At 60.8% G+C, this 18,552-nt stretch carries 21 protein-coding genes and 2 pseudogenes; 14 read left to right on the top strand and 9 right to left on the bottom strand.

All coding sequences use genetic code 11. The features are described from left to right. On the bottom strand, positions 1 to 1,072 hold a 1,072-nt coding region (locus ACFSOZ_RS31635), incomplete at its 3' end, for a pilus assembly protein TadG-related protein (protein ID WP_379104644.1). Between the two features lie 21 nt (positions 1,073 to 1,093). Between ACFSOZ_RS31635 and ACFSOZ_RS31630 the strand changes: the two genes are divergently transcribed. Then, positions 1,094 to 1,267 (top strand): hypothetical protein, encoded by a 174-nt coding sequence (locus ACFSOZ_RS31630; RefSeq protein ID WP_379104641.1) that lies wholly within the window; start codon positions 1,094 to 1,096, stop codon positions 1,265 to 1,267. 175 nt (positions 1,268 to 1,442) lie between these two features. Here the strand turns inward: ACFSOZ_RS31630 and ACFSOZ_RS31625 are convergent, their stop codons facing one another. From ACFSOZ_RS31625 to ACFSOZ_RS31610, 4 genes are all read right to left on the bottom strand, one after another. Beyond that, a complete protein-coding gene (locus ACFSOZ_RS31625; RefSeq protein WP_379104639.1) occupies positions 1,443 to 1,802 on the bottom strand; it encodes a DUF6074 family protein in 360 nt (119 codons plus the stop codon). 121 nt (positions 1,803 to 1,923) lie between these two features. Then, complete coding sequence (locus tag ACFSOZ_RS31620) at positions 1,924 to 2,220, bottom strand: DUF982 domain-containing protein (protein WP_379104637.1); 297 nt, start codon at positions 2,218 to 2,220, stop codon at positions 1,924 to 1,926. Between the two features lie 221 nt (positions 2,221 to 2,441). Beyond that, on the bottom strand, positions 2,442 to 2,678 hold the full coding sequence (locus ACFSOZ_RS31615) for a hypothetical protein (RefSeq protein WP_379104635.1): 237 nt from the start codon (positions 2,676 to 2,678) through the stop codon (positions 2,442 to 2,444). Positions 2,679 to 2,789: 111 nt separating this feature from the next. Continuing rightward, positions 2,790 to 3,212: a hypothetical protein gene (locus ACFSOZ_RS31610; RefSeq protein WP_379104633.1), complete on the bottom strand. Its 423-nt coding sequence runs from the start codon at positions 3,210 to 3,212 to the stop codon at positions 2,790 to 2,792. Between the two features lie 200 nt (positions 3,213 to 3,412). Between ACFSOZ_RS31610 and map the strand changes: the two genes are divergently transcribed. Continuing rightward, positions 3,413 to 4,240, top strand: a complete 828-nt coding sequence (map, locus tag ACFSOZ_RS31605) for a type I methionyl aminopeptidase (RefSeq protein WP_095087741.1) — start codon at positions 3,413 to 3,415, stop codon at positions 4,238 to 4,240. 46 nt (positions 4,241 to 4,286) lie between these two features. Further along, positions 4,287 to 4,745, top strand: a pseudogene (locus ACFSOZ_RS31600) (UPF0758 domain-containing protein); the annotation flags it as partial. 95 nt (positions 4,746 to 4,840) lie between these two features. Here the strand turns inward: ACFSOZ_RS31600 and ACFSOZ_RS31595 are convergent. Continuing rightward, the gene (locus tag ACFSOZ_RS31595; protein WP_379104631.1) at positions 4,841 to 5,758 is read right to left on the bottom strand and encodes a hypothetical protein; all 918 of its coding nucleotides are present in this window, start codon (positions 5,756 to 5,758) and stop codon (positions 4,841 to 4,843) included. Continuing rightward, positions 5,719 to 5,940 (bottom strand): DUF6471 domain-containing protein, encoded by a 222-nt coding sequence (locus ACFSOZ_RS31590; protein ID WP_379104629.1) that lies wholly within the window; start codon positions 5,938 to 5,940, stop codon positions 5,719 to 5,721. Before ACFSOZ_RS31590 ends, ACFSOZ_RS31595 begins: the two co-directional genes overlap by 40 nt. Before the next feature lie 105 nt (positions 5,941 to 6,045). Here ACFSOZ_RS31590 and ACFSOZ_RS31585 point away from each other — a divergent pair, with 105 nt between their 5' ends. Further along, positions 6,046 to 7,008 carry an IS1595 family transposase gene (locus ACFSOZ_RS31585; RefSeq protein WP_379104627.1) on the top strand — a complete coding sequence of 321 codons (963 nt, stop codon included), beginning with the start codon at positions 6,046 to 6,048 and terminating at the stop codon, positions 7,006 to 7,008. 368 nt (positions 7,009 to 7,376) lie between these two features. Here the strand turns inward: ACFSOZ_RS31585 and ACFSOZ_RS31580 are convergent, their stop codons facing one another. Both ACFSOZ_RS31580 and ACFSOZ_RS31575 read right to left on the bottom strand, forming a co-directional pair. Further along, positions 7,377 to 7,556, bottom strand: a complete 180-nt coding sequence (locus ACFSOZ_RS31580; protein ID WP_379104625.1) for a YegP family protein — start codon at positions 7,554 to 7,556, stop codon at positions 7,377 to 7,379. Positions 7,557 to 7,893: 337 nt separating this feature from the next. After that, positions 7,894 to 8,319, bottom strand: a complete 426-nt coding sequence (locus ACFSOZ_RS31575; RefSeq protein ID WP_379104623.1) for a hypothetical protein — start codon at positions 8,317 to 8,319, stop codon at positions 7,894 to 7,896. 62 nt (positions 8,320 to 8,381) lie between these two features. Between ACFSOZ_RS31575 and ACFSOZ_RS31570 the strand changes: the two are divergent. From ACFSOZ_RS31570 to ACFSOZ_RS31525, 10 genes and pseudogenes are all read left to right on the top strand, one after another. Beyond that, positions 8,382 to 8,693 (top strand): annotated as a pseudogene (locus ACFSOZ_RS31570) (JAB domain-containing protein); the annotation flags it as partial. A 463-nt stretch (positions 8,694 to 9,156) separates the two neighbouring features. Next, a complete protein-coding gene (locus ACFSOZ_RS31565; RefSeq protein WP_379104621.1) occupies positions 9,157 to 9,921 on the top strand; it encodes a hypothetical protein in 765 nt (254 codons plus the stop codon). Between the two features lie 380 nt (positions 9,922 to 10,301). Further along, positions 10,302 to 11,483 (top strand): carbohydrate kinase family protein, encoded by a 1,182-nt coding sequence (locus tag ACFSOZ_RS31560; protein WP_379104620.1) that lies wholly within the window; start codon positions 10,302 to 10,304, stop codon positions 11,481 to 11,483. 71 nt (positions 11,484 to 11,554) lie between these two features. Continuing rightward, a complete protein-coding gene (locus tag ACFSOZ_RS31555; RefSeq protein WP_379104618.1) occupies positions 11,555 to 12,331 on the top strand; it encodes a glutamine amidotransferase in 777 nt (258 codons plus the stop codon). Positions 12,332 to 12,357: 26 nt separating this feature from the next. Beyond that, positions 12,358 to 13,128 carry an ATP-binding cassette domain-containing protein gene (locus tag ACFSOZ_RS31550; protein WP_379104616.1) on the top strand — a complete coding sequence of 257 codons (771 nt, stop codon included), beginning with the start codon at positions 12,358 to 12,360 and terminating at the stop codon, positions 13,126 to 13,128. A gap of 34 nt (positions 13,129 to 13,162) precedes the next feature. Beyond that, positions 13,163 to 14,149, top strand: a complete 987-nt coding sequence (locus ACFSOZ_RS31545) for an autoinducer 2 ABC transporter substrate-binding protein (protein ID WP_379104614.1) — start codon at positions 13,163 to 13,165, stop codon at positions 14,147 to 14,149. A 68-nt stretch (positions 14,150 to 14,217) separates the two neighbouring features. Further along, complete coding sequence (locus tag ACFSOZ_RS31540) at positions 14,218 to 15,144, top strand: ABC transporter permease (RefSeq protein ID WP_379104612.1); 927 nt, start codon at positions 14,218 to 14,220, stop codon at positions 15,142 to 15,144. After that, positions 15,141 to 16,100, top strand: a complete 960-nt coding sequence (locus tag ACFSOZ_RS31535) for an ABC transporter permease (RefSeq protein ID WP_379104610.1) — start codon at positions 15,141 to 15,143, stop codon at positions 16,098 to 16,100. The genes ACFSOZ_RS31540 and ACFSOZ_RS31535 overlap by 4 nt, the downstream gene beginning before the upstream one ends. After that, positions 16,100 to 17,416 (top strand): M20 family metallopeptidase, encoded by a 1,317-nt coding sequence (locus tag ACFSOZ_RS31530; RefSeq protein WP_379104609.1) that lies wholly within the window; start codon positions 16,100 to 16,102, stop codon positions 17,414 to 17,416. The genes ACFSOZ_RS31535 and ACFSOZ_RS31530 overlap by 1 nt, the downstream gene beginning before the upstream one ends. A 243-nt stretch (positions 17,417 to 17,659) precedes the next feature. Beyond that, positions 17,660 to 18,544 carry a cytochrome c oxidase subunit II gene (locus ACFSOZ_RS31525; protein ID WP_379104606.1) on the top strand — a complete coding sequence of 295 codons (885 nt, stop codon included), beginning with the start codon at positions 17,660 to 17,662 and terminating at the stop codon, positions 18,542 to 18,544. Positions 18,545 to 18,552: the final 8 nt, after the last annotated feature.

Below are 18,552 nucleotides of genomic sequence, written 5' to 3'. Positions count from 1 at the left end.
CTTGCTGTTTGGGGAAGTAGATGGCCCCGGTCAGCAGCGAATCCGCTGTACCATTGAATGTGCTGGATGCGCTGTAGCCGGTCCTGTCGCCGTAGAACAGCACACCGGAATAGGCGCCCGAGGTCGGCGCGCTGAGCTTCACGGAGGCGTTGCCATTCATGCTGACGGTCGAACTGCCCGACATGAAGATGGTCACACCGCTGCCGATGATGGCCGCGTTGGCGTTTATCTTGAGATCGCCCTGAACGACATAGACGCCGGGCGAGAGGGTGACATTGCCCTTCAGCGTCATGCCGCTGCAATAGGTGCCTGGGCTCAGCGTCGCCTTGTTGTCGTTCTGGCAAGGGTTCGAGGCCGCTGGGGTCGGCAGGTCGGCAAATGGATCGGCGGCAGGCAGTGCCTGGGTGATCGGGGCCGCGCAGACAGTGGTGACGGGATTGCTGAGAGAGACGCCGCCCGCCGCTATCAGGCAATCGACCTGGAGGCTCGCCGAGCCCTGGAGCTTGATGGAGTCCGTGGCGTTCGAATTGGACATGACCACGCAGCCGGTGACCTTCACGGTGGTGTTGCCGGAAAACAGCGCCGCCTGCGAGGCGGTCGGATCGAGCGCGGTCATGCAGGACTTCGAGGCATTGGTGATGAGGGCCACCGCCCTCGCCTGTTCAGGAACCTGGCCCTGCGTAAAGATTGCGGTGAACATCCGGTCGAGGTTCTGGCGGACGATAACCTCAACCGCCTTCTTCGCCGTATTCGGTCCGGACGCTGGCGGCGTATTGACGACGATCGTGCCTGAGCCCAGCCCATTTGTCGCTGCCGACTGGGTCGCGGCCGCGACGATTGTCGGCTTGTCGGACCCTGAGATCTGTTCGAGCGCGCCGGCATAGGCCGCGGCATCGGCCGTCGCCTGCAGTCTCAGGCTGTTGTAGTACCAGTAGGAGGTCTCCACCCCGAAGCCTGCGGCGCCGACAACGATCGGCAAGGTCAGAGCGAAGATGGTGGCAACGTTTGCGTTCGTACCCCGGCATATGCCGTTCGCTATAAGCCAAATCCGGGTAAAGCAACTGAAGACCATGAGATGGATTAGAAAGCACGCATGTATGAACGAATGGCTAAGAAGTTCAGTTCATTTTTGATCAGTAAGCTATTGGTTTGCAAAAGAAAGGTTCGTTGGCTGTTCGAAGCCTATGCAAGGCAGCTAGAAGAACAAAAAGCGGGGGATAGTTTACCATTCGCTAACAGCGCAACGGCGGCGACGGGCGGCAAGTGATCCGCCATGGAGCATGGATCGGACGGCCTGTGTTCGCGACAAGATTTGTGCCCCTGCAAACTGACACCAAGTCCGTCTGGCGGAGCTATCGGCGTCGTCGCATGGTTGCGGCAACGGCCAGAATTTACGCACAATTAGAGTAAAAGAGCGTAATCTTGTAGAGCGGTTTTTGCTCTCAGGCGGAAAGAATTGGTGTCGACTCAGCGTCAACGCCGGCCGACATTTCCCTCTGCACGGCCAGGAAGAACCTGCGCACTTCATCGCTGGCTGCAGTTCTGTCCCGGCCGGATCCAACAACGAGATCGAGCAACTCCGACGCCTTGGCCCTCCAGAACGAGGTGGCCGGCTCGCCATGCAGATTGCCGAGCTTGGCGGCAACCTCTCTGACCAAAAACACCTGACGGTCGATCGGGAACGCGCGGACTTTTTCTGGAGACATCTTCCGAACCATGAACTGACGCAACGAATCAACCATTGCTGAACAAGCACTGGCGTAGCCGCGAAGGTGGAAACGGAAGCTTAACGGCGCTGACATTGACGCGGCTTCGTGCCGTCGTCGGAGCGAAAGGCACGCAATGGTCCGATCACGACATCGCCGTGTGGTTCAAAGCGATCGTTGGCGTTTCAATCGGAATGGGCGAAGCGGTCGACGGCCTTCAGGCCTGGAGCGTTCTCGCCTCGCCGCCACGCTTGCGCGGCGTCATCATGTCCCTGGCCATCAGTCCGCTGGCACGACAAAACGCCATGAACGCCCGGCAGGCGTCCTCGGTCTTGACCACGTCCACCGTGGCGCCGAAGCAGGCATTGAACGCCTTCTGATAGATCGGGCCCTGACGGCGCACAGGCCAGTCCTGGAGAATATCGAGCGCCTGTTCGACGCCATAGATCTCCTCGACTGGCAGGCCGGGCGCGGGTGCGATCCGCACCGGCACCTCGAATTGCAGTCTGTCCATTCCATATCTCCCGAACTGGTATCAACCGACGCAACGCCGTTCGTCGTCAAAAGTTGCTTTGACCGGCTTTTGGCGCAGAAATGTGTCGTCACTGCGGTCACCAACCACCGCGCCATGACGGGCCAAGAGCTGTCAAAGCGCGGCCGTCTGCGACGCGCCTTGAGTCTTGTTCATGCATATCGTCGTCCCAAAACCGCTGCGCGCTTTTGGGCGACATGGGCTCACTGGTTCGCCGGATCTGTCTCCGCGTCGAAAGCCATGCGAACGGCCTTGATCAGCACAAATGCCGTCGGCACGGCGAAGATGCCGCCGAGAACGAGTGCCGCCATTGCCGACAGGCCGAGTGTCTCGGCAACCGCCCAATAGACGGTGCCGATGCAGATGAGCGCCTGGACGGAGAGGAACGCGGCAGCCGAGGCCCCGCGCGACAGGGTTTTGAATGTCTTGATGCGTTGCATTGAAATGGTCCGGAAATGACGCGTCGCGCAACCGGTGTGCGGCCGACAGCCGCCGCACGGTCACGACGCGAACAGGGATAGCTATGAGGTGAAGGTGCGGTTCTGGACCGCTCAGGCGGCGATTGTCGGCGGTGCACGCGGCTGGTGGGCATTTGCCCTGGGGCCCGACGGTGCTCCATATCTCGAAACAACCGCTTTCGGCGAAGTCCGCTCAACCGAAAGAAAAACAGCGTCGAGAACCGGCAAGGCGGGATGGCCGCTGGCGAACTTGACCGGGGCCGGTCGAACGGCGCGAACTTCCAGCGCTTGCGCCTTGCCGGTGACACGCAGCAGAGCCGCCACCTCGCCAGACCGTTCCAGGCCGACGCTGGCACCGCCTTGCGCGGCGCCCGCGAAGGCCGGCACGTCCGGGCGGCCGAGGCACAGCATCGCCAGAAGCACCATGCCCATCAGGCATGAGCAGGCTTCCGTCAGCGGCGCTTCAAGCAATCTGGTACGCTTGGCCGCCGTGAAGGGACGCGGTCTCGAAAACATCACCCGCCCTAACGCACGATGGCCGGAAAGGAAAGCAAGCCGGGCAAAAACCGGCAAGACATCACCTCATGCAGGCGAATATCCCGAAGTGCGCGGCCGCATCAGGCAGTTCTTCCTTGAACCTTTTGCCTTCAAGTGCCAAATCTGGGGGGATTTTCACATTGGCTCTCTTGCAGCGCCCTACCGGCAATACGGACAAAATGGTCACCTATCTCGACGCCGCCACGGCACCACTCAGAAACACCGGCCAGATCCGCCTCTACGGCGAGGAAGGCTTTGCCGGCATGCGCAAGGCATGTGATCTCACCGCGCGCTGCCTCGACGAGCTGGTGCCGATGGTCGAGCCCGGCGTCACCACCGAAGCCATAGACCGCTTTGTCTTCGAGTTCGGCATGGACCACGGTGCGCTGCCGGCGACGCTCAACTATCGCGGCTATACCAAATCGTCCTGCACCTCGATCAACCATGTCGTCTGCCATGGCATCCCCGACAACAAGCCGCTCAAGGATGGCGACATCGTCAACATCGACGTCACCTACATCCTCGACGGCTGGCACGGCGATTCCTCGCGCATGTACCCGGTCGGCACGATCAAGCGCGCCGCCGAGCGCTTGCTCGAGGTCACCCATGAATGCCTGATGCGCGGCATCGCGGCGATCCGGCCCGGCGCCCGCACCGGCGCCATTGGCGCCGCCATCCAGACCTATGCAGAGGCCGAGCGCTGCTCGGTGGTACGCGACTTCTGCGGCCACGGCGTCGGCCAGCTCTTCCATGACGCGCCGAACATCCTGCACTATGGCAGCGCCAATGAGGGCGTCGAAATGCGGCCCGGCATGATCTTCACTGTCGAACCGATGATCAATCTCGGCCGGCCACATGTGAAGGTCTTGTCGGACGGCTGGACTGCGGTGACCCGCGACCGCTCGCTGTCGGCGCAGTATGAGCACACGATCGGCGTGACCGACACTGGCTGCGAGATTTTCACGCTGTCGCCCAACAAGCTCGACCGCCCCGGCCTGCCGGCTTAAACTCGTTCCGCCGGTTCTTCCGGCCCAGGAAAATGCGGAGCAGCTTGTGGGGACAGGAAGAGACGACGAGCGAGGCTTCTTCTCCGAAGTGCCGATCCGGCCAGCGGCGAAGGCCAAGCCGAGCGAGGAAAAGCCGCATTATCTCGGCCATCGCGACCGCTTGCGCGAGCGCTTTGCCACGGCAGGTCCGGATGCCCTGCCCGACTATGAACTGCTGGAACTTCTGCTCTTTCGCCTGATCCCCCGCGCCGACACCAAGCCGGTCGCCAAGGCATTGCTGGCGCGCTTCGGCACGCTGGCTGAAGTGCTTGGCGCCCCGGTTGGCCTGCTGCAGGAGGTCAAGGGCATTGGCCCGGCGGTGGCGCTCGACCTGAAGGTCGTCGCGGCGACCGCGCAGCGGATGGCGCGCGGCGAGGTCCGTCGCCGCGAAGTCCTTTCCTCATGGACGCAGCTTCTCGACTATTGCCGCTCGGCAATGGCGTTTGAGGAGCGCGAGCAGTTCCGCGGTCTTATGTAGCAAACGCACCAAGCCCCGACGACGGGAGGAGATCGTGACCTAGGCGGCGCGCCGTGTGGGCGTCGGCGGCGTTGGCCGCTGTCTTAAGTTGTCTCGTTTGGACCGGATCGACTGACGCGCAAGCAAATGCCTCTGCTGCCGTCTCGCCTAATCCAATAGTTCAGAATGAGATGTTTTACGTCCTTGCTTACGACCGGCTTATATTGCAAGTGGCAATGCAGGTTGCAACTCAACCCATTCTTCCTTTCGAAGCTATCGAACATGTTTATCGGTATCGTCTTATCAACGACAACGATCTCACCGTGCGGTGCCGCATCGGCCACCCGATGAAGTTGCATATCCAAAATCACAGGTACACTTTTTGCTTGGCCCAAATCCTCCGGCGGATCGCCCAAAAAGGTTTCGCTCAATCGTACATTGTGGCCGACATTCATAGCAGGGGTTTGCCCCCCGTTTTGGACAACCAACTTTATGGCGACACCGACAATCTCGCCTGTGGCGGAGAAGGCATATTCGGCATGGATCGTTTTCACGAGCAGGTAAGCACGAAGCTGCGCTTCGTTGGCATCACGAGCGATTTGATTGGCTACACGAGCTTGTTCAACCGCATCGGTATTCGCGTCAAGAGTGCGCCAAACGAAATAGATACCGATGCCTGTGACGGCAATAGATGCGACCGTGGCCCAGAGCATACCAAGCGCCCAGAGAGCCATGCTTCGCTGGGCGGCAAGATCACGCTGGGCGGTTTTTGCCTCTTCGGTGGCCTTTACTATTTCATCTACGCATTTCGCGAAGGCCGGAATATCTCTGTCGCGGCAGGTGCTGGCTATGCTCTCTTGGGTACGGTCGGCATATTCTTTGGTGGCCTGCTCTGCCTCTTGGCTATATTCGGCATTTGAAACTGCGACTTCCCAAGTTGCCTTCAGGGCAATCACCACGATGGCTACGGCAATCGCCGCCGTTACAATCGAATGGAATCGGCCCCTATTGCTGAAAAACATTGAAGCAAGAACGCTGCTGTAAACTTGCCCCTCGCAAGTTTGTTGCGAATGTTTACCTCTTTTTCCTCGATTCCAATAGCCGCCAATTTTTCGACGAGCTGCGAATAGGTAACGCCCTTCCGCTTCAATTCGGCTTTCAGGAGGTTAGCCGCTAGGGCTTCGTAGTCGGTCTTTTCCGCCATGCGTATCGCCTTTGCAGGAAAAAGTATCGTAATCGATACATATGCCCTTGTATGGGATACGTCAACGTACTACATTCGTTACATAGGTAACGGAAACAGTACGCCATGGCACAACATTTCCTCCTTTCCGCCGAAAGCCGCACCCTCTCCCTCAAGGAGATTTACAAGGGTAGCGAGGAAAAGGCTTACGACACGTTCAAGCGCCTTCGTTGGGCTTCGACGCAAGGCGAGCCTGTTTGCCCGAAATGTGGATGCCTGGACCACTACGACATTCCGACCCGTCGCAAGTTCAAGTGCGCCGCTTGCGGTGCGCAGTTCTCCGTTACGTCTGGCTCCATCTTCGCTTCCCGCAAGCTGTCGTTTGTCGATCTGCTCGCCGCGATCTGCCTGTTCGTCAATGGCGCGAAGGGCATGTCGGCGGTCCAGTTCTCTCGCGATCTGGACGTGCAGTACAAGACCGCTTTCGTGCTGGCTCACAAGCTGCGCGAAGCCCTGTCGGCTGAAACCAAGGACGAAACCCTTGAAGGCGAGGTCGAGATTGACGGCGCTTACTTTGGTGGCGTGGTGCGCCCTGAGAACCGCGTAGAGGACCGCAAGGACCGTCGCGTAAAGGAGAACCAGTCAGACCGCCGCCGCGTTGTCATAGCCCTGCGCGAGCGCGCTGGCCGCACCCTGACGTTCATCCGACATCGCGAAGCAGAAGGCGTGGACATTGCCCGCGCTCGTATGCTGGCCGGAACCAAGCTGTTCGCAGACGAGGCGAGCCATTGGGACGTACTGGAAGGCGAGTTCGCTTCGACCCGCATCAACCACTCGGAAAGCTACAGCGACGGCCACGGCAAGCACACCAACATGGTGGAAAGCTATTTCAGCCGCCTTCGCCGCATGGTCGCCGGCCAGCACCACCACGTTTCGCACCGCTACCTCTATCAGTACGCCAATCACGCCGCATGGCTTGAGGATCACCGTCGCCGGTCAAATGGTGGCAACGCCTTCGCCCTGCTTGGTGGCGCGCTCAATCATTCGGTGAGCCGCGTTTGGGCAGGCTATTGGCAGCGGTCGGCCTGATAGGCGTCACGTTCTCTGGCATCCCCGTATGTCGGCGCTGTCGAGCAGCGTCATAGCGAGCTTTGGCACCGGGGTTTGAAGCCAATTCCGCGTCTATGAAATGAAGAATGGCGTTTCGAATCACCGTGGTTGCCGACGCATCCATGTACGCGGCACAGAAGTCGTCCAGCATTCCATCGCAAGGCTCTCCCAACTTGAAACGGGAGCCCGTGGTTCGTTTCCTCGCCATTGACCATCAATGTACCTCAATGTACATTCAATTGCGAATCATCAAAGTGACTCGACTCACGGTCCTGCCTTTGATTGGATAAAAAAAGGGACGGCAGCAAGCCGTCCCAGTTACCAAGCAAAGAGGTGAAGGGCTCTAATTATCTCTCGTAAACGGGAGCGTCTTTGGAGCCCTTCATCAACCCGATTGCGTTCAGGCAATCGGCCTTATTCCAGTACGATTCACCACTCGCGATGACCTCGTGGTTGTTAGACTTGAAACGCCAACGCCACTGGTACCCGGACTGATAGATTTCGTAATACCCGGTACTTGCTGCCATAACTTGGATCTCCTTTCGTATGGCTACAGTCGAAAAATACGCAACACACCTGTTCAGCTATCCCTTTCAGGGTAAGACCTTCACCGTCGACATCGTCGCTAAAGACGCCGCCGAAGCCAAAGAAAGGCTCAAGGCCTTGGCTTGGGCTCAGTATGACGGCGAGCTAGTCGCTAGAATGCCTGCTAGGTCTGGTCCCTTCGTCCGAATCGCTGTACTGTTACGCAACGTCACGCATATCATAGTCAGGCGATTCGCATAAGTTGCGAGACGCTATTTATGGTAGCGTCAATGTGCCAAAACACAAGATGTTGAGGCGACGGTTGCGTTATCCACAACCTTATCCCCGGTCTTCACAACCGCTTGCGGCTAGAGCCGCCAGTTTTGTCTTCCGCCGCCGCCGAACCTTCGCGGTATTGACGCACTGCCTTATCCGCTCGACTAGCGACGGCTCCCAGCCCTTCAATGCAACAATGCGCTGGGCCGTTTCCTTGTTCGCCTTGCTGCCTTCCGCCTCGCACTTCAGGATCAGCCGGTAAAGCTCGCCCTTGCGGAAGCGGCTGGGCTGGCGGCGCAGCGGCACGATCTGTGACGGGTCGCCCTTGTAGCCAAGGATTAGCAGCACTGCGTCTATGTGCTCTAGCTGGTGAGCCAGGTTCGCACCCTTGAAGCGGATTAGGCCGGATATCTCGGAACGCTTGGCAACAAGCGTGTTGATGGCGTGTTCGTATCGCGTGGAGCGGACGATAGGTGCAACTCTTGGCATCCCCGGATTTTATGGGAACCCACCCAAAAGAGCGCGCGTGAAGTTGGTGCGTTTGCTACATAAGACCGCAGTTCCGCATCCTGTTCCTCGACAAGAAGAACGCGCTGATCGCCGACGAGGTGCAACAGGTCGGCACCGTCGACCACACGCCTGTCTACCCGCGCGAGGTGATCAAGCGCGCGCTCGACCTCTCGGCGACCGCGATCATTCTGGTCCACAACCACCCATCAGGCGACCCGACGCCATCGCGCGCCGACATCGAGATGACCAAGGAGATTGTCGACGCGGCCAAGCGGCTGGGCATCGCCGTGCATGATCACATCATCATCGGGCGGAAAGGCCATTCCAGCATGAAAGGCCTGCTGCTGATCTAGGGCGGCGACCGCTGCTGCTGATCTAGGGCGGCGACCGCTGATGCTGATCTAGGGCGGCGACCGCTGATGCTCCACCAGGCCGACATCCAGTCGCTGGCGACGCGGAAATCGCAGGCGTCGGTCTCCGGACTACCCGCAAAGCGGCGGCTTCAGCATCGCGAATCCGGCCGCGACCTGCACTTTCGTCACCGACTTCCCTTATTTCAACGCCCTTTCCGACAAATCAGTCGACGACCGCTGTAGGACCACTGGTTGGCAACTAGGACCATGGTCTGGCCGGCATGGGACTTCAGTGCCGCTGCGGCATATTTATCTGCAATATCAAATAGTTAAGGCGCCTGCGGGTGCCAGGCTCGCGGATTGAAACCGCTTTTGTCTAAAGTTTACTCCGCACATTTAGTAATTCCTCATACGACGCTGCTCTAGCGGTTGGGCGGAGGTGGCGATTCCCCGAGGAGACACCATGACAAACCGAAAAACTCTGTTCGCGGCGCTTGCCGCATTGGCGCTTCTGGCGTCTCCGGCGCTCGCCGGAGCCGGCGGCAACGGGCACGGCAACGGCGGCGGCAATGCTGGCGGCAACGGCAATGGCGGTGGCAATGGCAATGCCGGCGGCAATGGCAAGAGCGGGGCTTCGCATGGCAAGTCTGCGTCGGCCCCAGGAAAGGTGGCCAAGACGGAAACGGACACAACGACCGACATCACGGTCAATACGAAGTCCGTGCCCAAGGACAAGAACATCCATGCCAAGCTTGGCCGGTTGAACTCGCTGCAGCGCAACATCAACGCCTATATGAACTCCAAGAGCAAGAAGTTCGCTGCCATTCAGGCTTTCGTGACGCAGTCCGCGAAAGCCCAGAACGCCGAGGCCGCGGCTGCCGAGGCTGACCTAGCGGCAGATGCCGCCCAGGCCGAACTGGATGGCCTGAAGGCGGATCTGACCACGCTGCAGGCGGATCCGTCCGCCACGCCTGCACAAATCCAGGCTCTGAACGATCAGATCACTGCTCAGCAGGACGTTGTCGACGCCGCCGATGCAAAGGCGGCCCAGGCCGAGGCGGACGCTACGGCGGCAACGGTCGGCACTGATCCGGCATCGCTCAACGCGGCGCTGACGGACATGGCCAACAAACCCGTCGACGCCGATGTCACGGCTTGGGCCGAGGGCGTCCTTGCCGACAAGATCGACCAAGCGGCCGCCGCACTTCAAGCGGAGGCGACGCCGTAGGCATCGCGACCCGAACGACTGCAGTCAAAGAAGATGCCGCCGGGCTTTGCCCGGCGGCATTGCTGTTTCCAGGCCATTGAGAAAAAAGCCGGTCGCTAACGCACCCACCGGGCGTGATCCATTGCGCGATAAATCGGACCTGCGCCGTCGCCCGATCTGGCCTCGCCGATTGAACAAGATGCAGACAATTCGCATGCACAATCTTTTTGCCGAAAATTTGAAAATTGTTCAACTTCGGAAAGAACGATCCCGGAATAAGCCCTCATCCGGGACAATCTTCTAATAATTAGGAACAATCTCCAATTCTTTAGAAGACAGTTTCGTTGAGGGGCGGCATTTCCGCTGTTACCGTTTGAAACGCTTCAATCGGAACCAGGCAATTGCAACGCAAGCGCCCAACCATAGCGGATGTCGCACGAACCGCCGGTGTTTCCATCGGAACGGTGTCGAACTTCATCAATGGGACGGCCGGCCTCAAGGACGGCACGCGCGACCGCATCGAGAAGGCGGTTGCCACGCTGATGTACCGGCCGAGTTCGTTTGCGCGCTCGCTGCCGGGCCGCGCGCCGCGCAGGCCAAAAAACCTCGACCATCTGCCAAGACTTCTCGTCGCAGGCCGGGTGAGCGTCGACTTCCTGTGCCGGGTCGACGTATTGCCGCATCGCGACGACCGGATCACCGCCAGCCATATCGAAAAGGCGTTGGGCGGGCCCGCGGCCAATCTCGCGGTTGCTGCCGCCGGCGTCGGAGCGCCCTACGCTCTTGACGTCGAGTTGGCGACGGCGGTCGGCGAGGATGCCGAGAGCGACTGGGCGCTCGGCGCGCTTTCGAAACTGGGCGTCCACGCCTTGCCGATCCGCAGCACACCCAACAACCGCCTCTCGCAGGCGATCGTGATCATCGAGCGCAATGGCAGCCGCACGATCATCAGCGAACCGTTTGAGCTTGGCGAGGTCGATTTGACCGCCAATCTGGATATCCAGTCCGAGCAACGTCCGGCCTGCCTTCACATCGAGGGCTTTCACTATGAAACGATGACCGCTTCCATCGCGCGCTTTCATCAGGCCGGATGGAAGGTGAGCCTGCATTCGGCCGGCCTGCCCAAAAGTGCGCGCACGCCGGAAACCTTCACGCAGATGGTCAGGCAGATCGACCTGACCTTCATCAACGACGTGATGATGCGGGAGATTTACGACTTCCGCTCCCGGATGGCGACAATGATCGAAGAGGTGCGGCTGATGCTGTCACGCATCAAGCGGCGCGGAACGGTTGTGCTCACCCTCGGCGAATTTGGCGCGGTCGTGTTTCCGGCAAACGGCGGCCCGCAGATCGAGGTGCCGGCACTGCCCGTCAATCGCGTCGATGCGACGGGCGCCGGCGACAGCTTTGCCGGCATCTTCCTCAGCCTGTGGCTGCACGGCGCGCCGCTGGACGATGCCGCCCGCCACGCGGCGATTGGCGCGAGCCTGACGACAACGGTCGAAGGCGCACAGGGATACATTGCAGACTTTGCGACACTGAAGGCTGCCGCCCTGGCGAACAGCGCCATGATGGCAAGCTGAATCAATGGCTTATTGACGTTTAGACATCCCGCAGACGGCCGTCCCAGTGGCGACATCAGGAGAATATGATCATGGCGAAAACAAAGGTCCTTCTGGCCGGCGAGAGCTGGGTGAGTTCGGCGACCCACTATAAGGGGTTCGATCAGTTCGGCAGCGTCACCTTTCATCTCGGGGCAACGCCTCTGGTCGACGCCTTGAAAGACAGTGAATTCGACCTCGACTACATGCCGGCCCACGAGGCTGTCGAGAAGCTGCCTTTCACCATGGAGGGCCTGTCGCAATACAAGGCGATCATCCTGTCCGACATTGGCGCGAACTCGCTCCTGCTCCATCCCGATGTCTGGCTGCACGGCAAGACCGTCCCCAACCGGCTCAAGCTGCTGCGCGACTGGACGCTGGCTGGCGGCGGTCTGATCATGATCGGTGGCTATTTCAGCTTCCAGGGCATCGACGGCAAGGCCCGCTGGCATCGCACGGCTGTCGAGGAGGCCTTGCCGGTGACCTGCCTTCCCAACGATGACCGGCTTGAAATTCCCGAAGGCTTTCGGCCTTCGATCACTGGCCCCAGGGATCATCCGATTTTTGCCGGCATCGAAGGCGACTGGCCGCTGCTGCTCGGCGCCAACGAGGTCATTGCTCGCGACAGGGACGATGTCGAGGTTCTGGCGCGGCTGCCGCAGGACCAGGGCAACCATCCCTTGCTGGTCACCGGACGTCATGGCGAAGGGCGCACGCTGGTCTGGACGTCGGATATCGGCCCGCACTGGCTGCCGAACAGCTTTGTCGAATGGCCCGGCTACGCCCGCCTTTGGACCAACGTGCTCCGCTGGGTCAGCAAGGCCGTCTAGCCAACCGTAGTCGCCGGGGAACCGCCATGACAGAACCGTTTCTTGTCGCCAGGAACATCGCCAAACGCTTTGGCGCGCTGACCGCGCTTGCCAATGTCGACCTGGAAATCCGCTCCGGCGAGGTGCTGGCGCTGCTCGGCGACAACGGCGCAGGCAAATCGACGTTCATCAAGATCCTGGCCGGCGCTCATCCGCCCAGCGATGGCGAACTCGTCATCGAGGGCAGTCCGGTGACTTTTTCCTCGCCCAAGGACGCAGCATCATCGGGAATCGCGACGATCTTCCAGGAACTGGCGCTCTCGGAAAACCTGTCGATCGCCGAAAACGTCTTTCTCGGCCGAGAATTGAAACGCTCCATTTTGGGCATTCCCTTTCTCAAGCGCAAGGAAATGCGCCAGCGCGTCGATGGCCTGCTGAAAGAACTCGACGCCCATATTTCCGATCCGGAAGCACCGGTCGGCAGCCTGTCGGGCGGCCAACGCCAGGCCGTGGCGATCTGCCGGGCGCTCAATCTCAATGCCAGGCTGGTCATCATGGATGAGCCGACAGCAGCCCTTGCCGTCGCCGAGACCCGCAAGGTCCTGACGCTGACGCGGCGGCTCGCCGAGCGTGGCTGTGCCGTCGTCCTCATCAGCCACAACATTTCCGAAGTCTTCGAAGTTGCCGACCGCATCGTGGTGTTCCGGCGCGGCCGCAAGGCCGCCGAACGGCTGGCGGCCGAGACCAATCACGAGGAAGTCGTTTCGCTCATAACAGGCGCTCATCCCGACGTGCGGGCGCTCGAAAAAACAAACTGAAACGCACGTCATTTCCAGAGAGGATCAAACCACAATGCTTTCACAGTTCAAGAAAGTGCTCGCAGCCTCCGCATTGTCACTCGTCGTTGCGACGGCAGCGCACGCCGCGGACAAGCACAAGGTCGCCTTCGTCCCGCAGTTGATCGGCATCCCCTATTTCAACGCCATGGAAGCCGGCGGCAATCGCGCCGCCAAGGATCTGGGCGTCGACTTCATCTATTCCGGTCCGGTCGACACCAATCCGGTCGACCAGTTGCAGATCGTCCAGAACCTGATCGATCAGGGCGTCGAGGCGATCTCGGTCAGCGTCCTCGATGCCTCCAGCATCGCCCCTGTTGTCGAGAGCGCCAAGGCAAAGGGCATCAAGCTGTTCACCAGCGACAGCGATGCGCCCGACAGCGGCCGCGCGGTCTATGTGGCCCAGGCGACCGACGAAGGCCTCGGCACGACGATCGTCGACGAGCTCGTCAAGCGCGTTGGCGAGGACGCAACGATCGGCATCGTCTCCGGCGAAGCGACTGCATCCAATCTCAACGCCTGGATCGGCTTCATGCAGAAAGAAGCCGCCGGCAAATATCCGAAGCTGAAGCTGCTCGCGCCGCAATTCGCCGGTGGCACCGCCGAGCGTGCCGCGCAGATCTCCGGCGATCTCATGGCCGCCAACCCCGATATCAAGGCCATCATCGCCGTCGCATCCTCGACATGCCCGGGCGTTGCCCAGGCAATCGAAACCGCCGGCAAGATCGGCTCCGTCATCGGCGCGGGCTACTGCAGCCCGAACACGGCACGCTCCTACCTGAAGAGCGGTGCCTTCGGCTTCACCGTGCTGTGGGATCCCGAGCAGCTTGGCTATCTCACCGTCTGGGCCGGCAAGCAGCTGATCGACGGCAAGACCTTCGAGGCGGAAAACAAGATCGTCGGCCTGGACAAGCCGGTCACCTACGACGCCACAAAGGGCATTCTGCTGCTCGGGCCGCCGGCTGTCTTCACCAAGGACAATGTCGACAAGTTCAACTTCTGAGCTCCGGCATGAACGCGGTGCGACAGTTTGGAAACGGTATCTTCTCCATGAATGGGCGGGAGTGGTCTTTGCTTGTCGCCTGTTTGCTGGCGATCATCCTCTTTTCTGTCGCATCGCCCCACTATGCGACCTCTGGCAATGCGGCCACGGTCCTGCGCAACAGCGTCGAACTGCTGCTGATCGGCCTAGGCATGACCTTGTTGCTCGCCATGGGGGGCATCGATGTGTCGATCGGCATCGTCATGGGTCTCGCGGCCATTGCCATCGGTCGCGTGCTTGGTGCCGGCGGCAATCCGCTGCTGGCGCTTGTTGCAGGCCCCTTGGTCGGCGCGCTGCTGGGGTGTGTTACCGCCACCGTCGTCGTCCTCGGCCGCGTTCCGGCGATTGTCGGAACGCTTGGCCTGCTCGGCGTCTATCGCACCGCTGTCTTTGTTCTCCTCGGCGGGCAATGGCTTTCCGGCCTGCCCTCGAGCCTCACCGATTTGTTAGCAACCACCGTGCTTGGCGTCCCCGTCCCCGCCCTGGTGATTGCGATTGCCTATCTGGCCGTTTGGCTGGCGTTGCGGCGAACCCCTTATGGATTGCACCTGCTGGCGATCGGCAATTCGGAGGAAAAGGCGCGACTGTCAGGCATCCCGGTGATCAAGACCCGCTTCATGACCTTCGTCATCAGCGGCGTTCTGACCGGCATTGCCGCCACTTTCTATGTCGCCACCTACCGCAATGTGGAAATGACGATCGGCAGCACGCTGGCGCTCGATGCCATTGCCGCGGTCATTCTCGGCGGCACAAGCATATTGGGCGGCAGATGCAGCCTGATCGGCACCGTGCTTGGCGTGCTTCTCCTGCGAATTCTCCAGAACGGATTGCTTCTGATTGGTGTCCCTTCCCTCTGGCAGCCCGTCGTCACCGGCATTCTCATCATCGGCGTGCTTGGCTTCGAAGCCGTTTCCAACCGCTTCCTTCTGGTCCAGCTGCTGCGAGCCCACGCATGAAGACGCTCGGGAAGCTGCAGGGCCCGGCCCTCACCCTGGCCTTGCTGTGCGGGCTGTGGTTGATCGTGATCTTGGGCCTGCTGGTGCTCAAGCCTTCGGTCTATAATCTCGGCACTGTCACCACCATCCTGCAATTCTCGACGATCCTGGCCCTGGTTGGACTTGGACAAGGGTTGGTCATCCTGGCCGGCGGCGCGGGCATCGACCTGTCGGTCGGCGGCGCGGTCTCGCTCTCCGCCATCGTTGCAATGCTTTCCCTCAAGCTGGGCTTGCCGCCCGTACTGCTGCCCGTCGTCTGCATTCTGGCCGGCGCGATGCTCGGCGCCCTGAACGGATGGCTGGTCAACGGGCTCGCCCTGCTGCCCTTCATCGCGACACTGGGCACATTCTTCGTCTATTCCGGTACAGCGCTCGCCGTCACCGGTGGCGCGGCGCAGGCGGGCGTGCCCGACTGGCTGCTCCTGTGGGGGCGCGGCGTCGTAATGGGCATTCCCGTGTCGTTTCTCACCCTTGCCATCCCGTGCTTCGCGCTTGCCGGCCTGGTGCTGCTCTCGACGGCCTGGGGGCGCTGGATCTACGCGATGGGCTTCAACGAACGCTCGGCCAGACTGGTCGGCATTCCGGTCGACCGCGTTCGCTTCATTCTCTACTCCTTGAGCGGCGCACTGGCTGGTGCTGCCGGTCTCGTCTCGATCGCCTGGCTCGGCAGCGGCAGGCCCAATATCGGCCAGAACCTCGAACTCGAATCGCTGACTGCCGCCATGCTTGGGGGCATCGCCATCACCGGCGGACGTGGTGGCGTTGGCGGCGTGTTCGCGGCCGTCCTGCTGCTGGTCACGCTGAAGACCGGTCTTCTGCAACTGAACATCAACACGGTCTGGCAGGTGGGAATTGTCGGCGCCCTTCTGGTTTTCGTCCTTCTCGCCGACCGACTTTCCCAACGTTGGAGATCATAATGCCGTCCATGGAAGAGATCATTGCCGCGCGCGTCGAGGCAACCGCCGATCGCATCGTCGAAACGCTGAGCGATCTCGTCGCTTTCCCCTCGATCGTGAAGTCCAATCCCAGGGATGCCGGCCCCGGAGAGCGTGATTGCCAGCTCTATCTGCAAAAGCGGATCGAGGCGCTCGGCTTCTCGACCGATCTGTGGGATCCGGATGGCCCGGCGCTCTACGAACAATACAAGGGGCGCGCCGGCGCCAACAAGGGCCGGACGTTCGAGGGCAGACCCAATCTCGGCGGCGTCCTGAAGGGCACCGGCGGTGGACGCTCCATCATGCTGACCGGCCATATCGACGTCGTCCCGCCGGGCGCCGCCAGCCATTGGACGACCGACCCGTTCCAGCCAGTCCTCAAGGACGGATTTCTGCACGGTCGCGGCACGGTCGACATGAAAGGCGGCGTCGCCTGCATGCTGATGGCCGTCGAGATCCTCAGGGAACTCGACATTCCTCTCTCCGGCGACGTCGTCTTCACCACCGTCGTCGATGAGGAAATCGGTGGCATGGGCTCGCTCGCCATGGTCGATCGCGGCTTTCACGCCGACGCCGGCATCATGACCGAGCCGACGGCGAACAGGATCGCGCCGCTCTGTCATGGCATCCTGTGGGGAAGGATCATCATCGACGGCATAGGCGGGCATGCGGAACTGACGCCGAATGCCTGGTACTCGAGCGGCCCGGTCGATGCCGTCCAGCTTTGCCGGCAGATTCTCGACGGCATCGACATTCTCAACCGGCGCTGGATGTTCGATCCGAAGAAGAACCATCCTTTGATGGACCTGCCGAACCAGATCATCGTCACCCAGATGAGTGCCGGCGAACATCCCTCCTCCATGGCGGGCCGCGGCGAGATCATCATCGACGCGCAGTATCTGCCAAGCGAGCATGACGAGTTCAAATTGGGCGGCAACGTCAAGCGCGAAATCGAAGAGCATATCGCCAACGTCTGCCAGGCAGATCCTTATCTGCGCCAGCATCCTGCCCGGATCGAGTGGATCCTCGACGCGGATTGCGCCGAGATCCCGTCGGACAATCCTTTCGTCGGCGTCTTCCAGCAGGCCGTCAAGCAAGCCAATCTGTCGCCGGTCCTGAGTGGTTTTGGCGCGCATAGCGACATCGGCTTGCCGACCAGCCTTGGCAACACCCCGACCGTCAACTTCGGTCCCGGCGATCCGGCGCAGGCGCATCAGCCGAACGAGCGCGTATCGGTGCGCGATCTCGTCGATTGCACAAAGGCGATTGCAATCGCCGTCGAGAAATGGTGCCGCTGACGGCGGCAACATGGGACGGATGGGCAATGCCTCGGCATTGCCATGCATGACCACATCGTCATCGGTCGGAAGGCCATTCCAGCATGAAGGGCCTGCTGCTGATCTGGCGTGATCCTGAGCCGGAAGTGGCTTTTTTGCCCCTCCCATAGTCGGCTCTGGAATTTCGATCGCAAATCAAGCATGATGAGTTTGGCATTCGCCAGGACAGCTTTGCGCGCCCTCGAATGCCGGGAGGAACGGGACATGGCCGTAGCGCTTGTACTCGTTTTAATCGTCGTGGGCTCGGTGTTGTTTCACCTCCTGAGCCCATGGTGGTGGACTCCGATTGCCTCGAACTGGGACTATATCGACAACACCATCATCATCACCTTCTGGATCACCGGCGTCGTCTTCGCCGCCGTGGTTCTATTCATGGCCTATTGCGTCTTCCGCTTCCGTCATCGGGACGGGAGCCGGGCTGCCTACGAACCGGAGAACAAGCGGCTCGAATCGTGGCTGACGATCGCCACCGCGGTCGGGGTCACGGCGTTGCTGGTTCCCGGCCTGTTCGTCTGGAGCCGGTTTGTCAACGTCCCGAGCGACGCAACCGACGTCGAAGTCGTCGGCCAGCAATGGCAGTGGAGTTTCCGTCTGCCCGGCAAGGACGGCAAGCTCGGCACATCCGATACCCGCGACGTCACCGCTGAAAATCCGCTGGGCGTGATCGCCAGCGATCCCAATGGTCAGGACGATGTCGTGGTCGAAGCGGCTGACCTGCATCTGCCGGTCGGCAAACCGGTCAAGATGCTGCTCCGCTCGATCGATGTGCTGCATGATTTCTATGTGCCGGAATTCCGCGCCAAGATGGACATGATCCCGGGCTCGGTCACCTATTTCTGGTTCACCCCGACCAAGACCGGGACCTTTCAGGTCCTGTGCGCCGAACTTTGCGGCCAGGGGCATCCTTTGATGCATGGGGTGGTCATGGTCGACACAGAGCAAGACTATTTGGCCTGGCTTGGCCAGCAGCAGACTTTCGCGCAGCTGTCGGCGCCCCAGCAAACGGGCTCGGCAGACCAGGCGCCGGGCAACACGATGGCGTCAGGTTTGAAAATTGCAGCAAAGCTCGAAACGGTCGGGTCTCGCTGAAAAGGACA

Origin of the sequence: Mesorhizobium newzealandense, assembly GCF_042682145.1 — a bacterium.
Taxonomy (GTDB): Bacteria; Pseudomonadota; Alphaproteobacteria; order Rhizobiales; family Rhizobiaceae; genus Mesorhizobium; species Mesorhizobium newzealandense.
Note: the sequence above shows the minus strand (reverse complement) of the source record. Positions and strands in the feature narration are given on the sequence as shown.

Coding starts and splice junctions, on each gene's coding strand:
- ACFSOZ_RS31630 (WP_379104641.1), top strand. CDS start 1,094: ATGTATGAACGAATGGCTAAGAAGTTCAGTTCATTTTTGATCAGTAAG.
- ACFSOZ_RS31625 (WP_379104639.1), bottom strand. CDS start 1,802: ATGTCAGCGCCGTTAAGCTTCCGTTTCCACCTTCGCGGCTACGCCAGT.
- ACFSOZ_RS31620 (WP_379104637.1), bottom strand. CDS start 2,220: ATGGACAGACTGCAATTCGAGGTGCCGGTGCGGATCGCACCCGCGCCC.
- ACFSOZ_RS31615 (WP_379104635.1), bottom strand. CDS start 2,678: ATGCAACGCATCAAGACATTCAAAACCCTGTCGCGCGGGGCCTCGGCT.
- ACFSOZ_RS31610 (WP_379104633.1), bottom strand. CDS start 3,212: ATGTTTTCGAGACCGCGTCCCTTCACGGCGGCCAAGCGTACCAGATTG.
- map (WP_095087741.1), top strand. CDS start 3,413: ATGGTCACCTATCTCGACGCCGCCACGGCACCACTCAGAAACACCGGC.
- ACFSOZ_RS31595 (WP_379104631.1), bottom strand. CDS start 5,758: ATGTTTTTCAGCAATAGGGGCCGATTCCATTCGATTGTAACGGCGGCG.
- ACFSOZ_RS31590 (WP_379104629.1), bottom strand. CDS start 5,940: ATGGCGGAAAAGACCGACTACGAAGCCCTAGCGGCTAACCTCCTGAAA.
- ACFSOZ_RS31585 (WP_379104627.1), top strand. CDS start 6,046: ATGGCACAACATTTCCTCCTTTCCGCCGAAAGCCGCACCCTCTCCCTC.
- ACFSOZ_RS31580 (WP_379104625.1), bottom strand. CDS start 7,556: ATGGCAGCAAGTACCGGGTATTACGAAATCTATCAGTCCGGGTACCAG.
- ACFSOZ_RS31575 (WP_379104623.1), bottom strand. CDS start 8,319: ATGCCAAGAGTTGCACCTATCGTCCGCTCCACGCGATACGAACACGCC.
- ACFSOZ_RS31565 (WP_379104621.1), top strand. CDS start 9,157: ATGACAAACCGAAAAACTCTGTTCGCGGCGCTTGCCGCATTGGCGCTT.
- ACFSOZ_RS31555 (WP_379104618.1), top strand. CDS start 11,555: ATGGCGAAAACAAAGGTCCTTCTGGCCGGCGAGAGCTGGGTGAGTTCG.
- ACFSOZ_RS31550 (WP_379104616.1), top strand. CDS start 12,358: ATGACAGAACCGTTTCTTGTCGCCAGGAACATCGCCAAACGCTTTGGC.
- ACFSOZ_RS31545 (WP_379104614.1), top strand. CDS start 13,163: ATGCTTTCACAGTTCAAGAAAGTGCTCGCAGCCTCCGCATTGTCACTC.
- ACFSOZ_RS31535 (WP_379104610.1), top strand. CDS start 15,141: ATGAAGACGCTCGGGAAGCTGCAGGGCCCGGCCCTCACCCTGGCCTTG.
- ACFSOZ_RS31530 (WP_379104609.1), top strand. CDS start 16,100: ATGCCGTCCATGGAAGAGATCATTGCCGCGCGCGTCGAGGCAACCGCC.
- ACFSOZ_RS31525 (WP_379104606.1), top strand. CDS start 17,660: ATGGCCGTAGCGCTTGTACTCGTTTTAATCGTCGTGGGCTCGGTGTTG.